17 protein-coding genes are annotated in these 14,294 nt (G+C 73.0%); 6 read left to right on the top strand and 11 right to left on the bottom strand.

Annotation, left to right across the window (positions count from 1 at the left end; translation table 11 throughout):
- Nucleotides 1-2: 2 nt before the first annotated feature.
- Nucleotides 3-431 carry a VOC family protein gene (locus JL475_RS17780; protein WP_202278699.1) on the bottom strand — a complete coding sequence of 143 codons (429 nt, stop codon included), beginning with the start codon at nt 429-431 and terminating at the stop codon, nt 3-5.
- Between the two features lie 100 nt (nt 432-531).
- Here JL475_RS17780 and JL475_RS17775 point away from each other — a divergent pair, with 100 nt between their 5' ends.
- A complete protein-coding gene (locus JL475_RS17775; RefSeq protein WP_202278698.1) occupies nt 532-1,440 on the top strand; it encodes a pseudouridine-5'-phosphate glycosidase in 909 nt (302 codons plus the stop codon).
- A gap of 74 nt (nt 1,441-1,514) precedes the next feature.
- Nucleotides 1,515-2,405: a carbohydrate kinase family protein gene (locus JL475_RS17770; protein WP_237407473.1), complete on the top strand. Its 891-nt coding sequence runs from the start codon at nt 1,515-1,517 to the stop codon at nt 2,403-2,405.
- Between the two features lie 52 nt (nt 2,406-2,457).
- On the opposite strand, the gene JL475_RS17765 is transcribed toward JL475_RS17770, so the two are convergent.
- The 3 genes from JL475_RS17765 to JL475_RS17755 all read right to left on the bottom strand — a co-directional run bounded on the left by JL475_RS17765 (nt 2,458) and on the right by JL475_RS17755 (nt 4,629).
- A complete protein-coding gene (locus tag JL475_RS17765) occupies nt 2,458-3,252 on the bottom strand; it encodes a class I SAM-dependent methyltransferase (RefSeq protein ID WP_202278696.1) in 795 nt (264 codons plus the stop codon).
- 135 nt (nt 3,253-3,387) lie between these two features.
- A complete protein-coding gene (locus JL475_RS17760) occupies nt 3,388-3,816 on the bottom strand; it encodes a CBS domain-containing protein (RefSeq protein WP_202278695.1) in 429 nt (142 codons plus the stop codon).
- 180 nt (nt 3,817-3,996) lie between these two features.
- Nucleotides 3,997-4,629 (bottom strand): uridine kinase, encoded by a 633-nt coding sequence (locus JL475_RS17755; RefSeq protein ID WP_202278694.1) that lies wholly within the window; start codon nt 4,627-4,629, stop codon nt 3,997-3,999.
- A 199-nt stretch (nt 4,630-4,828) separates the two neighbouring features.
- Here JL475_RS17755 and JL475_RS17750 point away from each other — a divergent pair, with 199 nt between their 5' ends.
- Both JL475_RS17750 and JL475_RS17745 read left to right on the top strand, forming a co-directional pair.
- Nucleotides 4,829-5,317: an anthrone oxygenase family protein gene (locus JL475_RS17750; RefSeq protein WP_202278693.1), complete on the top strand. Its 489-nt coding sequence runs from the start codon at nt 4,829-4,831 to the stop codon at nt 5,315-5,317.
- Between the two features lie 167 nt (nt 5,318-5,484).
- A complete protein-coding gene (locus JL475_RS17745; RefSeq protein WP_202278692.1) occupies nt 5,485-6,981 on the top strand; it encodes a glutamate synthase subunit beta in 1,497 nt (498 codons plus the stop codon).
- 88 nt (nt 6,982-7,069) lie between these two features.
- Here the strand turns inward: JL475_RS17745 and JL475_RS17740 are convergent, their stop codons facing one another.
- The 3 genes from JL475_RS17740 to JL475_RS17730 form a co-directional block, all read right to left on the bottom strand.
- Entirely contained in the window at nt 7,070-7,876 is an 807-nt protein-coding gene (locus tag JL475_RS17740) for an SAM-dependent methyltransferase (protein WP_202278691.1), read from the bottom strand.
- A gap of 123 nt (nt 7,877-7,999) precedes the next feature.
- Complete coding sequence (locus tag JL475_RS17735) at nt 8,000-8,281, bottom strand: DUF397 domain-containing protein (RefSeq protein ID WP_202278730.1); 282 nt, start codon at nt 8,279-8,281, stop codon at nt 8,000-8,002.
- 30 nt (nt 8,282-8,311) lie between these two features.
- The gene (locus tag JL475_RS17730) at nt 8,312-9,172 is read right to left on the bottom strand and encodes a helix-turn-helix transcriptional regulator (protein ID WP_202278690.1); all 861 of its coding nucleotides are present in this window, start codon (nt 9,170-9,172) and stop codon (nt 8,312-8,314) included.
- Between the two features lie 197 nt (nt 9,173-9,369).
- On the opposite strand from JL475_RS17730, the gene JL475_RS17725 reads away from it, so the two are divergent.
- Nucleotides 9,370-10,125, top strand: a complete 756-nt coding sequence (locus JL475_RS17725) for an ATP-binding protein (protein ID WP_237407435.1) — start codon at nt 9,370-9,372, stop codon at nt 10,123-10,125.
- 14 nt (nt 10,126-10,139) lie between these two features.
- A complete protein-coding gene (locus tag JL475_RS17720; protein WP_202278688.1) occupies nt 10,140-10,550 on the top strand; it encodes a hypothetical protein in 411 nt (136 codons plus the stop codon).
- Here JL475_RS17720 and JL475_RS17715 read toward each other — a convergent pair.
- The 4 genes from JL475_RS17715 to JL475_RS17700 all read right to left on the bottom strand — a co-directional run bounded on the left by JL475_RS17715 (nt 10,540) and on the right by JL475_RS17700 (nt 14,166).
- Complete coding sequence (locus JL475_RS17715) at nt 10,540-10,746, bottom strand: hypothetical protein (RefSeq protein WP_202278687.1); 207 nt, start codon at nt 10,744-10,746, stop codon at nt 10,540-10,542. The two genes, JL475_RS17720 and JL475_RS17715, sit on opposite strands and share 11 nt — an antisense overlap.
- Before the next feature lie 147 nt (nt 10,747-10,893).
- Nucleotides 10,894-12,780: an FUSC family protein gene (locus JL475_RS17710; protein ID WP_202278686.1), complete on the bottom strand. Its 1,887-nt coding sequence runs from the start codon at nt 12,778-12,780 to the stop codon at nt 10,894-10,896.
- Between the two features lie 337 nt (nt 12,781-13,117).
- Nucleotides 13,118-13,330, bottom strand: coding sequence for a DUF397 domain-containing protein (locus JL475_RS17705; protein WP_202278685.1), 213 nt, complete (start codon nt 13,328-13,330; stop codon nt 13,118-13,120).
- Nucleotides 13,327-14,166, bottom strand: a complete 840-nt coding sequence (locus JL475_RS17700; protein ID WP_202278729.1) for a helix-turn-helix transcriptional regulator — start codon at nt 14,164-14,166, stop codon at nt 13,327-13,329. Before JL475_RS17700 ends, JL475_RS17705 begins: the two co-directional genes overlap by 4 nt.
- Nucleotides 14,167-14,294 lie beyond the last annotated feature (128 nt).

Raw genomic sequence — 14,294 nt, 5'->3', positions numbered from 1 at the left:
CGTCAGTCGTAGTGGCGCGCTTCGAGCACGTTGCCGTCGGGGTCGCGGAAGTAGAAGCTGCGTCTGGCCGGGCCGCGCGCCCCGAAGGAGTCGTACGAGAAGTCCGTCACCGGTACGGAGCGTTCCTCGAGGCGGCCGCGCAATGCCTCGAAGTCGTCGGCGGGCAGGGACAGACAGACGTGGTTGACGGGGTGGCCGGAGCTGTCGGCCGCACCGGGAAGCATCGTCATCCGTTCCGCCATGGTGAGCGGCATGAGGTCGAGGAGGGTCTCCTCATTGATCCGTACCGAGGGGAAGGGCACCTCACCCGCGGCGAAGTCGGTGAGTCTGACCGGTTCCAGACCGACCGCCTCCGCGTAGAAGCCGGTGGCGGCGATCGGGTCGCGCACCCAGAGGACGACGTGGTCGAGACGTGCCGTGCTGTCCGTCATGGTCCCCAGGCTCCGTGACGTCCATGACGGGGCGCAAGAGGTTTGTTCCGGCGCCCGGCCCGCCAGGGATGAGGAGGGAGCGACAGACGGGAGACGGCGCGTGACCCTGACGGTGTCCGAAGAGGTACGGGAGGCCATCGCCGCGCGGCGGCCGGTGGTGGCCCTGGAGTCCACGATCATCGCGCACGGGCTGCCCCGGCCGCGCAACCTCCGGGTGGCGGCGGAACTGGAGGCGGCGGTGCGGCAGGAGGGTGCCGTACCCGCCACGATCGCGGTGCTGGACGGGCGGCCCCGGGTCGGCCTGGACAAGGAGCAGCTGGAGCGGGTCGCCCAGGAGGACGGCATCCGCAAGCTCGGCCATCGTGACCTGCCGCTCGCGATGGCCTCCGGGACGAGCGGCGCCACCACGGTGTCGGCCACCGCCCTGCTCGCGGCGCTGGCGGGCGTCCGGGTCTTCGCGACCGGTGGGCTCGGCGGGGTGCACCGCGAGTGGACGGTGACCCAGGACGAGTCGGCCGACCTGGGGCTCCTCGCGCGGACCCGGATCACCGTGGTGTGCGCGGGGGTGAAGTCGATCCTGGACGTCCCGGCGACGCTGCAGCGGCTGGAGACCCTGGGGGTCGCGGTCGCCGGGTACGGCACGGACCGCTTCCCCGGCTTCTACCTGTCGGACTCGGGGCACCCCGTGGACTGGCGGTTGGACACCCCGGAGCAGGTGGCCGGGGTGATGCGGGCGCAGGACGCGCTCGGTGGGCCCGGGTCGGCGCTGATCGTGGCCAACCCGGTGCCCGAGGAGGAGCAGTTGGATCCCGGGCTGCACGCGCGTGTACTGGACGAGGCGCTGCGCGCGTGCGAGGCGGAGGGCGTCACCGGCCAGGCCGTCACTCCGTTCCTGCTCGACCACTTGGTGCGCCACACCGACGGCGCCTCTCTCGCCGCCAACCTCGCGGCGGTCCGGGGCAACGTACGACTGGCGGCACGCGTCGCGGCGGCCTGGACCGGAGCGTGACGGAGCCCTGGCCGGGCGACGGGACCGGTGCCGCGGACCGCACGGCGGGGCGGGCCGGCGGACGTTCCGGTGCGCTGCTGGTCGTCGGTGACGTCATCACCGACGTGGTGGCCCGGCACCGGGGGCCGCTCGCCCCCGGTACGGACACGGCGGCGGCGATACGGACGGTCCCCGGTGGCGCGGGGGCCAATGTGGCCTGTTGGGCAGCGTGTTGGGGTGACACGGAGGTGCGGCTGCTCGGACGGGTGGGTGAGGACTCCGCGACGTGGCACACCCGGGAGCTGATCGCCCGCGGGGTGCGCCCCTCGCTGGTGGTCGATCCGCGGGCACCGACCGGGACGGTGGTCTGCCTGGTCGACGAAGGCGCGGCGGCCGAGCGGACCTTCCTGACCGACGGTGGCGCCTCCCTGCGGCTCGAACCCGGTGACTGGTCGGACGCGTTGCTGGACGGGGTGGCCCGGCTGCATCTGTCGGGGTACCTGCTGTTCGCCGAACCGAGCAGGGCGTTCGTGGCGGTGGCCATGAAGGCGGCACGCGCACGCGGGGTGCCGGTGAGCCTGGATCCGGCGTCGGCCGGTTTCCTCGCGAAGCTGGGCAGGGACCGCTTCCTGGCCCTGGTCGAGGGGGTGGACGTCCTGCTGCCGAGCCGTGACGAGGCATGCCTGCTCGCCGGGACGTCCGAGACGGCGGACGCGGCGGCCCGGTTGAGCCGACGGTTCCCCCTGGTCGTGACCAAGCAGGGCGCCGAGGGCGCGCTGCTGGCCCGGTCCGGCCGGGTGTGCGCCCGCATGCCCGCCGTGACCACGACGCCCCGGGACAGCACGGGCGCCGGTGACGCCTTCACCGGCGCGTTCCTCGCCACCCTCATGGCGGGCTCCGGTCCACGGCACGCGGCGGCGGAGGGGTGCAGGGCGGGTGCGCTGGCGGTGCGACAGGTGGGCGGCCGCCCGCCCTCACCCGTGTGACGCCCCCGACCGCCCGGCCGGCCCCGCGACCGGGCGCCCGGCGGCCCCGGGCCTACGCCTTGCGTCCCCAGGCCGAGATCATCGGGGCCGTCGCCAGGTCCAGGGTGCCGGAGGCGACGTTGGCGAGGTGGCGGTCGATGTCCTGGTCCGTGGCGATGCCCGCGGTGACGAGTTGGTCGCGGACGAGGCGGATGGTGGCGGACTCCAACGCCTCACAGGCCGGTGCCGCAACCGGGAAGTACGCGTCGGCCCGCACCTCGGTCAGTCCGGTCTCCCGCAGCAGGCGCGGGAGCCTGCGGCCACGGGCGAGGTCGGTCCCCCGGTCGCTGAGGAGCTTGCGCAGGCCCTGCCGGAGCCGGTTCGCGAGCCGCTGTTCGGGACCGTACTCGTCCGGGCAGACCAGGGGCTGCAGGGCGGGATCGGTGTCCTCGACCAGAAAACGCCCGCGGGGACGCAGGGCTCCGACCATCGAGCGCACCGCACGCTCGCGATGCGCCACGTCGATGAGCGGGAGCCGGACGTGCACCAGGTCGAAACCGCCCGCCGGCGGCTCCTCCGTGCCGATGTCGTGGGTGCGCACCTCCACCGGCGGGCGGGCGACCGGGGCGAGCCGGGCGACGTCGGTGCCGGTGACCAGCACCCGTCCGGTCGGTCCGACCTTCTTGGCGAGCCAGGACACCACGGAGGCGCCGTCGGCGCCGACCTCCCAGCAGCGCCAGCCGGGCCTGACGCCGACCGCTTCGAGATACCGGAACGTGGTGGGATCGAACAGATCGGCGAAGGCGTCGAGGCGCTCCGCCGCCTCGGCCTCCCGGTGATCGAGCGGGTACCCGTCGGTTCGCATCATGCCGCGATCATCCCAGTTGACCGACTTGTCCCGCACGGGTGACGCTCCGGCCCGTTCGTTTCCACAACCGGGAACCAGGCGGACGGGGCGAAGGGCAGAGGGACGGGAGGACGAGGGCGGGGCGGGGAGCGGGGGTCAGCCGGTCGCGGTCCTGGCGTAGACGTTCTCGGCCCAGGTGGCGAGCTGGTCGTCCGTCAGGTGCCGGGCGAGATCGGCTTCGCTGATCATGCCGACCAGGCGCTTGTCGTCGATGACGGGAAGCCGGCGGATCCGGTGCGTCTCCATCTCCTGGAGGACCTCGCTGACGTCGGCGTCCGCCTCGATCCAGCGCGGTGTCCCCTTGGCCATCTCGCCCGCGGTGGTCCTGGCCGGGTCGTGGCCCATGGCGACGCAGCCGACGACGATGTCGCGGTCGGTGAGAATGCCGCAGAGCCGCTCGTTCTCATCGCTGATGGGCAGCGCGCCGACGTTCAGGTCGCGCATCAGCTGGGCCGCGCGGTCGAGCGTCTCGTGGGCGGGGATCCACTGGGCGCCGCGGTGCATGATGTCTCCGGCGGTGGTCATGAGGTGCCTCCTGATACCGGACGGCCGGCGCGGCACGGGGCGCACCGCGAGTACCGGCGCTCTCCATTGTCCGCCGCACCACCCGGGCCCCGCACTTCCCGCCCGGCCCCGGCACGTGTGCGCGCGGCGCCCCGACCCCGCGGCGCCCCGACCCCGCGACGTCTCAGCCGCTGCCAAGTCTCAACCGTGCCAGGCCGGGTGGCGTGGGTCGTCGGCGCGCACCAGGACGTCGGCGGTGCCGACCGGGTCGGTCTCCTGCTCGTAGCGCTCGAAGGCGGGCAGGGTCCAGTGCCCGGACTCGGGGGTGCGGCGGCGCAGGGCACCCGGGGAGAGCGAGACGTGGACGCGCAGGTCGAAGGGGAACCAGTGCCGCAGGAGGAGCGGGCCGTGCAGCAGCAGTACGCCGCCGGGCGGCAGCGGGACACGGGGGCTGCGGGTGGCGCGGTCGGTGACCGGGTCCCACAGGTCGGGCAGGACCCGTCCGCTCCCGCCCGGTTCGAGGGGTCCGAAGACCTCGCGCCAGAGGGCGCCGGTGTCGTACCAGCCGTCGTAGTAGGACTCCGGGTCCTGACGGCCGTACTCCAGCCGGACCGAGGCGGGACGCAGGAAACCGTCCGCGCTCACGACGAGGGAGGGGCGCCCGCGGACCCGCAGGGACGCGGCGACGCGTTCGGCGAGGTCTCCGGGTCGGCCGGCCGGGGCGCCGTCGAGGGCGACGCGCGGCCAAGGGCTGCCGTCGGCCGTCCGCAGCGCGGTCAGGCGCTCGGCGAGGAGGTCGCCGAGCCGGTCCCAGGTGATCGCTTCGAATCGCACACGGCCATGATGCGCCGTCCGCCGCCGGCGGCACCTCCTGCCCCGGGTTCTCCGCCGGAGGCGTGCTGGACGTCCGCGTATGGTCCCGCGACGCTCGGCCATGGGCACCGGGCCCGTGTCCGGCTTCACTGGTGGTGACGGGTGACGGGTGGGCGGCGGGAAAAGGATCCCGGCCGGCGGACGGGCAGGAGTCGACGACGTGATCGAGGGACCATCCTCCGTGCTGACGGTACTGACGGTGCTGGGGGTGCTCGGGACCGGTCTGGCGGCGGGAGTCTTCTGTGCCTTCTCGACGTTCGTGATGAGAGGGCTCGCGGCGTTGCCGCCCGCGCGGGGCGTGGCCGCGATGCAGTCGGTCAACGTGGCCGCGGTGCGGGCGCCCTTCATGCTGGTGTTCCTCGGCTCGGCACTGCTGTGCGCGACGATCGCCGTGGTGACGTCGGTGAGGTGGCCGGACGAGGGCGCGGTCGGGCTGCTGGTCGGCAGCGCGCTGTACCTGTTCGGCGGGTTCGGGGTCACCGTGGCCGCGAACGTGCCGCGCAACGACGTGCTGGCCGGACTCGCCCCGGACACCGCCGAGGCCTCCGCGTACTGGACCGCCTATGTGCGCGAGTGGACGCTGTGGAACCACGTGCGCACGGTCGCCTCGGCGGGTGCCGCGCTGTCCTACGTACTGGCCCTCGTCTGACGGAGGAGAGAAGCGCCGTCCGCAGGCCTGCGTGCGCGCAGGAGCAGTCGTATCGTGGCCAAGGAGCAGAGCGCCGGGGAGAGCGCACCCCGGGGGTGCCGCCCCACCGCCGAGGAGCGCCGCCCCACGACGCCTGGCCCGTCACCGCGTACGCAAGGAAGACGGCCATGGCCGATCCCAAGGGTTTCCTGACCACGCCGCGCCGGGACCGGCCGCGCCGGCCCGTCGAGGAGCGGGTCCGCGACTGGGACGAGGTGTACGTCCCCGGCGCGCTGCTGCCCATCGTCAGCAAGCAGGCCGACCGCTGCATGGACTGCGGTGTCCCCTTCTGTCACGAGGCGTGCCCGCTGGGCAATCTGATCCCCGAGTGGAACGACCTGGTCTCGCGCGAGGACTGGCGGGCCGCGGCGGAGCGGCTGCACGCCACGAACAACTTCCCCGAGTTCACCGGCAGGCTCTGCCCGGCGCCCTGCGAGGCGGGTTGTGTGCTGGCCATCAACCAGCCCGCCGTCACCATCAAGGACGTCGAGTGCGCCATCGCCGACCGCGCCTGGGCGGAGGGCTTCGCCGCACCGGCCCCGCCGGACCGGCTCTCCGGCCGGACGGTGGCGGTGATCGGCTCGGGTCCCGCCGGTCTGGCCGCGGCCCAGCAGCTGACCCGGGCCGGTCACACGGTCGCCGTGTACGAGCGGGACGACCGGCTCGGGGGGCTGATGCGGTACGGCATCCCCGAGTTCAAGATGGAGAAGCGTCATCTGGAGCGGCGTATCGAGCAGATGCGGGCCGAGGGGACGACGTTCCGTACGTCCACGACGGTCGGGTGCGATGTCGACGCCGCCGAGCTGCGGGCGCGTCACGACGCCGTGGTGATCGCCACCGGGGCGACCGCGTGGCGTGAACTGGCCGTGCCGGGAAGGGAACTGACCGGTGTTCACCAGGCCATGGAGTACCTGCCGCTCGCCAACCGGGTCTGTGCGGGGGACCTGGAGACGTCCCCGCTGTCCGCCGCGGGCAGGGACGTCGTCATCGTCGGGGGCGGCGACACGGGCGCCGACTGTCTGGGCACGGCCGTGCGGGAGGGAGCGGCGTCCGTGACCCAGCTGGACATCTACGAGCGGCCGGGCACCGTTCGCGACGAGGACACCGAGCCCTGGCCGACGTACCCGAAGCTCTACCGGCTGTCCCCCGCGCACGAGGAGGCCCGCGCCCTGCGGACGGCGCCGGCGGCCGCCGAGAACTCCGACGCGCGGCTGTTCGCGGCGTCCACGCTGCGCCTCACCGGCGACGCGGACGGGCGGGTCCGGGCGGTGCACCTGGTCGAGGTCGACGCGGAGCGCCGCCCCGTACCGGGCACCGAACGCGTCCTTCCGGCCGGCCTCGTCCTCCTCGCGCTCGGCTTCTCCGGACCGGACCGAGCGGACGGGCTCGTCAGCGGGCTCGGTCTGGAGCTGGAGCCGCGCGGCACGATCGCGCGCGACACCGGCTTCGCCACGAACGTGCCGGGCGTGTTCGCGGCGGGGGACGCCGCCCGTGGGCAGTCGCTGATCGTGTGGGCGATCGCCGAGGGCCGGGCGGTGGCGGCGGCCGTCGACCGTCACCTGACCGACGGCACCACCCGTCTCCCGGCTCCCATCGGCCCGTACGACCGCCCGATGAGGACATGACGCGCTGACGGTAACCACCCCGGACAACCGGCGACCGACGACCCGCGACCCGCGCGAGCTGCGCCCCACGGGCCCCGCGGGCCCCGGCCTACGCCTTGCGCCCCACCGCCCCGTATCCCGGGATCACCCCGTCGTCCTGGCCGGGCACGGGCTCGCCCAGCTCGGGGTGCCACAGGTGGGGCACCTGGACACCGGGTTCGACCAGTTCGAGGCCGTCGAAGAAGCGGGTGAACTCCTCGCGGGAGCGCAGGGCCAGGGTGACGCCCGCGGCCTTGAGCTTCTCGGTGGCCGCCTTCGATTCCTCGGGGGTGAAGTCGGAGGTCGCGTGGGAGATCACCAGGTGGCTGCCGGAGGGCAGCTCGGCCAGGAGCCGTCCGACCAGCTCGTGGGCGCCGTCCTCGTCGGAGACGAAGTGCAGCAGCGCGATGAGGGAGAGCGCGACCGGCTGGCCGAAGTCGAGGATCTTCCGCGCACCCTCCAGGATGGATTCCGGCTCGCGCACGTCAGCCTGGATGTACTCGGTCACCCCCTCGTCGGTGCCGCGCAGCAGCGCCCCGGCGTGGGCCAGCACGATCGGGTCGTTGTCGCAGTAGACGACGCGCGCTTCGGGTGCGATCTCCTGGGCGACCTGGTGGAGGTTGGGCTCGGTGGGGATGCCGGTGCCGATGTCGAGGAACTGGCGTATGCCCTGGCCGGCCAGCCAGCGCGTGGCGCGCTGCATGAAGGCCCGGTTCACCCGGGCCATCACCGGCACCCTCGGGTCGAGGGCGAGCATCTGCCGGCCCATGGCCTCGTCGACCGGGTAGTTGTCCTTCCCGCCGAGGTACCAGTCGTACATCCGCGCGGTGTGCGGCTTGCTCGTGTCGATCTCGACGGGGGGCTGCTGCCCGGTCATGACGAACTCCGTAAGTGTCTGCAACTGTTAGTGATCAATTTCAGGGCCGAACCAGGGTGTGGGGGGGGGAACAAGCAACATCGGCTGTGCGCCGGGAGGCAACGGTAGAACGGTCGACAGGCGTCAGGACAGCAGGAAATCCGCCTCTCCCGCCTTCGCTCCCTCGATGAAGGCCGTCATCTCGGCAGAGGTGTAGATGAGCGCCGGTCCGTCCGGGTCGGTGGACTGCCGTACGGCGATCCGGCCGTCGTCGAGCTTCATCGCCTCCAGGCAGTTGCCGCCGTTGCCGCCGCTCCACGGCTTGTGCCAGCCCTCGCTGCCCAGCTCCCGCGCGGGCATGCCGTTGTAGATCCGCTCGGTGCGGACCCGCGGCCGGGGCAGCGGGAGGGAGGAGCCCAGTGCCATGGACAGGGACAGGGACGTGAGGTGGTTCATTCACAGCTCCTTGCGGAGATCCCTGAGGATCACCTTCGTGCGATGTGCTGAGGCGGCCTGCGCCGCCATGCGGTCCATGACCTCGAGGTGGGTCGCCACCTCGGTACGCGCGTCCAGGTAGACGGCGCCGGTCAGGTACTCGCTGTAGACCATGTCCGGCAGTTCGGGCATGCCGAACCGGAACAGCACGAACGGCCCGTACGTGCCGGGGTGCGGACCGCCGGCGAACGGGGCGACCTGCAGCGTCACGTTGGACATCTTCGTGGCGTCGAGAAGTCTGTCGATCTGGGCACGCATCACCTCCGGGCCGCCGACCGGGCGGCGCAACGCCGTCTCGTCCATGACGACCCACAGCCGGGGCGCGTCGTCACGGGTGAGCAGTTCCTGCCGTTGCATGCGCAGCGCGACGTGCCCCTCGATGTCCTCGGGACTGGTCTGCCCGATGGCACCCGAGCGCAGCACGGCACGCGCGTAGTCCTCGGTCTGCAGCAGTCCGGGGACGAAGTGGGGCTCGTAGCTGCGGATGAGGGTGGCCGCGCCCTCCAGGCTGACGTACATCGAGAACCAGTTGGGCAGGATCTCGTGGAAGCGCTGCCACCAGCCGGGCCGGTTGGCGTCCTCGGCCAGTTGCACGAAGGCGTCGATCTCCTCGTCGGAGACTCCGTACGCCTTCAGCAGCAGTTGGAGGTACGGGATCTTGAGCGCGACCTCGGCCGTCTCCATGCGGCGGATCGTGGCGGGGGCTACGCGAAGGACGCGGGCGGCCTCCTCACGCTTGAGGCCCGCGCTTTCCCGCAGATCCAGCAGACGCCGACCGAGGACGACCTGGCCGACCGTCGGCGCGGACCGCGGTTCACTCACGCTCCACCTCCACGAACTCCGCTGAAAGGATTCCTGACAGCCCGGCGGCGCCAATCCGAGAGCTCCTCGAAGATCCGTCCACTCGTTCGGACTTTTCTTCGACAGTCTCAACTGGCGCCGTGCGGGGTGCTGTTGCGAGCAGTGTGCCACGGCCGTCCAGACCGTCACACAGCACTCTGGATTTTTCAGAGTGATGCTTGCCAAGTGTGCACGGCGGGGCGATAGTGGCAAGCGTGATTCCGCCTGCGCCCTTAGGAACAGACACCGCTGTGAGCCCCTCCGGTCTCGGCCCCGCCCCGGGAGCCGCCGACGCCGCAGGGGCTGCCGCCCGGCGTCGGTTCCGTTTCGAACTGGCCGCCCATCCGGGCTCTCCCGCGCAGGCCAGACGCCTGACGAGGGCCCGGCTGACCGGCTGGGCGGTCAGCGAGGACACCTGCGACACGGCGGCTCTGGTCGTCTCCGAGCTCGTCACCAACGCCATCGTGCACACGGCCGGCAGCCAGATAGTCTGCGAGCTGCACGACGGCGACGACGTGGTGCGCATAGCCGTGCTGGACGAGGGCTGCGGCCCCGACCAGCCCCGGGCGAACACCCGGCAGCAGCCGGAGGACGAGCACGGCAGGGGCCTGCTCCTCGTCGACGCCGTGTCCCACGCCTGGGGCGCCCACGAACACGGTCCCGGGCTGCTGGTCTGGGCCGACCTGCCCCGCAAGGCGGACAAGGCGCGCCCTCCCGACGAACCGCACAACGACCTCGGCTGGGGCGAGCGGCCCAAGCCGGACCCCGCCGGCGGCCCGGACGGCGGCCCGGACGACGAGGAGGCCCAGCAGCGGCACCACGCCGCGGCGGCCCCGAGGCCTGCGGCAGCCGCGATGTCGACGGCAGCCCCGCACACGTATCAACGCGAGTACGTCCCCGCGCACCGGCACGGCTGCCACGGAGGACGGGAGTGACGGGCGCTCGCACCATGAGCCTGAACACGCTGGTCCACCTCCAGCGCGGACGGCACGCCCCGGCCGTACCGCCCCGGCGGCTGCCCGTCCCCGACGGGATGACGGCCCCGATGGGCTGCGACGCGGTGGCGGTACCGGCCCGCTTCGGACCACTGGTGATGCCCCGGCTGCCCCGGGTGGGGTGCGTCTACGCCGACGAGGCGCACTGGTGGTGGCTGGTTCCGTCCGATTCCGACTACGCCCTGGAGTGGCCCGCCCCCGCGCGCTACGACACCGGCGCCCTCGTGCCGGACGGCCCGCGCCTCCCCGACCTGATCCACCGCCCCGACTGCGCGCTCCCGTACACCCCGCCGATACCGCTCTACCTCGCGGTGTGCCGCCTGACGGACACCACCCCGAGCTGGTCCCGCCCGATCACGGCCTAGGCACCGGGCCCCACGCGGCCGCGTGGGGTCCGCCGTCGCCGCTGCGGACGATCACCAGGAACATGTCGGTCGCGAGGTCCATGACGACCTCGGCGGGCAGGCCCTCCAGACGCCGCGCCCGCGCGAACTCCTCCGCCGGCCAGGACCCCCGCGGCCCGCCCGCGGGAAAGCGTTCAAGCACCGTTCTCCCGTTCACCTGCTGCCTCCCGTTCGGCGTCGCACTCGTGGAGTCAAACGCCGACGGCAGGGGGAACGCCTCGCCCGGTGACGCCATTGAGACCTACTCGTCACCCGTTCACCGTCAGAAGCGGGCGACCTCGGTGTGCCGGGGGTCACCGGCCGCTCACGGCCGCACGGACCGCGCCCCGTCATCGGCTCGCCCGGCGACGGGCAGCTCCGGCAGCCGGACCCCGACGCGCTCGCGGCGCCGGTCGAGGGCGTCCCGGAGTTCGGCGAGCCGCTCGGCGTGACGGGCGTCGAGCCGTCCCGTGTCGTCGAGGTGGACGGCGCAGGCGGTGGTGGTGTCGACGAGCCGTTCGAGGAGGGCGGCGAACTCGTCCGCGCCGTCGGCGTGCCGGGCGAGCGCGGGCAGCTCCGCGGAGGCGAGCGCGACGGCGCCGCGGGCCTCGGCGAGGGCCCGGTACGCCTCACGGCGCAGGACCCAGCGGGCCGCGCGGTCGCCGGACCCGTCCAGCACATGGGTGAGGTACGCGTGCGCTGCCTCCCCCGCTTCCGTGAGCCGGACCCGGATGGCGCCGCCGCGCCGCACGGGCATCGGCAGGTGTCCGACGACGAGCACGATGACACAGGCCAGCAGCGTCTCGGCGATCCGTGCCACGGAGGCCTGCGGTTCACCGCCCACCATCACCAGGGCGAGCACGAGCACGGTGATGACGGTGGTCTGCGCGGCGAAGTGCCGGGCTGCGACCGGGATGAGCGCCCCGCTGACCGCCACCAGCGCGATGAGTCCTTCCGGCCGGGGCAGCACTGCGGCGAACCCGGCGAACAGGAGCGCCCCGAGCACGGTTCCGGCAGCCCGGTTCAGCACCCGCGAGGCGAGCGGTCCGAGGTCGGGCTTGACGAGGAAGACGGCGGTGACGGGCAGCCAGTACCAGTACTCGTGCTGCCCGTACCAGCGGGCGTGGTACAGGGCCTGGGCGACGGCGACGCTCACGCCGAAGCAGAGGGCGACCCGCAGGCCGTACTCCTGTCCCCGGGTGCCGAGGAGGGTACGGATGAGAGCGGCGCGGGACCGGCGGCGCGTGTGCAGGTCGCCGCCGTCGGCCCGGTCGAAGGCCACGGCGGCGCGCAGGAGGGCGTCGTCGAGGGCGCGCAGCGCGGGGACGGACCGGGAGGGTGCGGGCAGCGGTCCGCCGGGGACGCCTTCGCGTACGGCGACGGCGAGCCGCCGTGGCCCTTCGGACGCGCGAGCCGGTACGCCCTCCCCTGCCCAGGCCAGCGCGGTCGCGGCCTCCGCCAGCGGCAGCGCGGCGGCGTACTGCGCGTGCAGTCGCCGTTCGGCCGCGGAACCGGCGTACCGCCGCAGCCGGGGCCCGGCGAGCGCGTCCTGCGCGTGGTCGAGGGCGGCGGTGAGTGCGGCGCGCCGCGCGGTGGCGGTGGGTGAGCCGGCGGCGTCGAGCAGCGCGGCGACGGCCTCGTACACGCCGGCCACGGCATGCCGCTCGCCGTCGAACCGGAAGTCTCCCGCGAGGGCCCCCGGAGCGGGCAGCGCCAGCCGCAGCAGGAGCAGCCACGCGGCTCCGGCGAGGAAGGCGAGCGCCCGCTGCCCTCCGGGTTCGGGCAGGGGCATTCCGGCGCCGACGGCGGCCCCGACGAGCAACTGGATCCCGGCGGCGGAGCCGGTGGGACTCAGCGCGCTGACCGCGCCGGCGACCAGCCCGCACCCGGTCAGGGTCAGGGTCAGCGGTACGGCCGGGAGGTGGTCCTCCGCGTACGTCCCGACGAGGAGTCCGGCCGCCCCGGCGAGCGCGGGCACTCCGATCCGGCTGACGGAGGCGCGTCGGCTGCCCGGCAGGTCGTTGATCCCGGCGAACATGGCGCCGATGGCGGCGACGACGCCGAGGGCGGGATGCCCGGCGAGGACGGCGGCGACCAGCAGGGGCCCGCCGCCCAGTACTCCCCGCGTGACCGCGCTCCACGGGACCGGTCCGCGCTGGGCCCGCAGGGCGTGGGTGAGCCAGAGGGGTACGGCGGGCGTGGTGCGGGACACGGTGCTCCAGTCGTCTCGTCGGGGGCGGGGCGGGCTCGCGGGCGACGGTGACCGGGCTGGGGACGTGGTGTCCACCGTAAACGGAATTGTCGGAGGGAAGGGAACAGTCTCGTTTCCGGGATGTGACGATGCGAGCGAAAGGGGTGCTCTCCAAGGAACACGGTCCGCGATGTGCTTGTTCCACGGGATTCCCGCAGGACCGGGGTCGGTCCTCCCTCCCGTGGGCCGCGGATGCCGGGATCGCGGCCGACCGCCGGCCGCCGCCGCGGTCCTCGTGGGTACGCCGGTGCCCCATGACCCAGGTCGGCGGTCACGGGGCACCGGGGTGCTCTTCGCTCTACGCGGTGTGCCAGGCAGCGAATCCGACGAACTCCGCCCATGCACCCGGTGCAAGGCTGACCAGGGCACTCGCCTCGTCCTTCGAGTCGCGTACGCACACGACACCGCTCCCGGCGGCCACCTCGACGCACTCTCCACCGTCCCCGGCGCTGTAACTGCTCTTGAACCACGCCAGGTCGTCGAAGTCTCGCCCGGCCGTTTCCCCGCTCATCCCTCTCCCAACAACTTCTCGATCAACGAGAGCGATTCAGCCGGTGTGAGCGCCTGCGCTCGGAGACTTCCGTACGCAGTCTCAAGCTCCCGGACCTTCCCGCGCTCGGTGTGGACGTGGCTATCACCTTGCACCTCTGTGTAGGCGATCCTCCGCTCATCCTTGGTCTCCATCAAGGTGAACGGGCCAGCCAGTCCTGCGTGTTCCTTGCGGGAGAGGGGCATCACCTGGATCTCGACGTTCCGCTGCTCCCCGGCCAGCAGGAGATGCTCCATCTGTCCCCGCCAAACGGCCTCACCACCGAGCGGGCGGTGCAGCACTGCTTCCTCGATGACGAAGGTCAGGTGCGGTGCCGGGCGCCTGGCGAAAATGCCCTTCCGTGCCATGCGTGCGGTCACGCGCTGTTCGATGACCTCCGCGTCCAGCAACGGACGCCACATCGCGCACACAGCACGGGCGTACTCCTCCGTCTGCAACAGTCCAGGGACAGCCCGGGTGCCGTACACATGGAGTTCGACCGCCTGCGCCTCCAACCGCGCCGCATCCCGAAAGAACGCCGGATACTGCGCCCTCGCCACCTCCTCCTTCCCCGCCTTCAACAACCCGCCCGCATCGAGCAGTTCATCCGCGTTGTCGATGAACTTGGCCGGCGGGATCCGCCTCCCCTGTTCAAAGCTGGCGATGGTCGACGCGGAGTAGCCCGCCCTGCTTCCCAGCTCCGCCCGGTCCAGCCCCGCCCGCTCCCTGCACAGCTTCAACTGCCGTCCGAAGACGTGCAGGATGCCCGTGCTCGCCTCCTGCTCCTGGCCGTCCGCCTGCTGCCGCTGTTCCTCCACGCCCGGCACCTCCCGTACGTACTCACCGCCGAACACCCCGCACAGTCCTCGCGTACGCGACCAACCCGCCCCGCGGGGCCTCCGTCACGGCTCACCCCGTGTACAAGCCCCGCCTCGGCGACGTACAG

It is taken from the genome of Streptomyces sp. M2CJ-2, assembly GCF_016757295.1.
Classification (GTDB): Bacteria; Actinomycetota; Actinomycetes; order Streptomycetales; family Streptomycetaceae; genus Streptomyces.
Note: the sequence above shows the minus strand (reverse complement) of the source record. Positions and strands in the feature narration are given on the sequence as shown.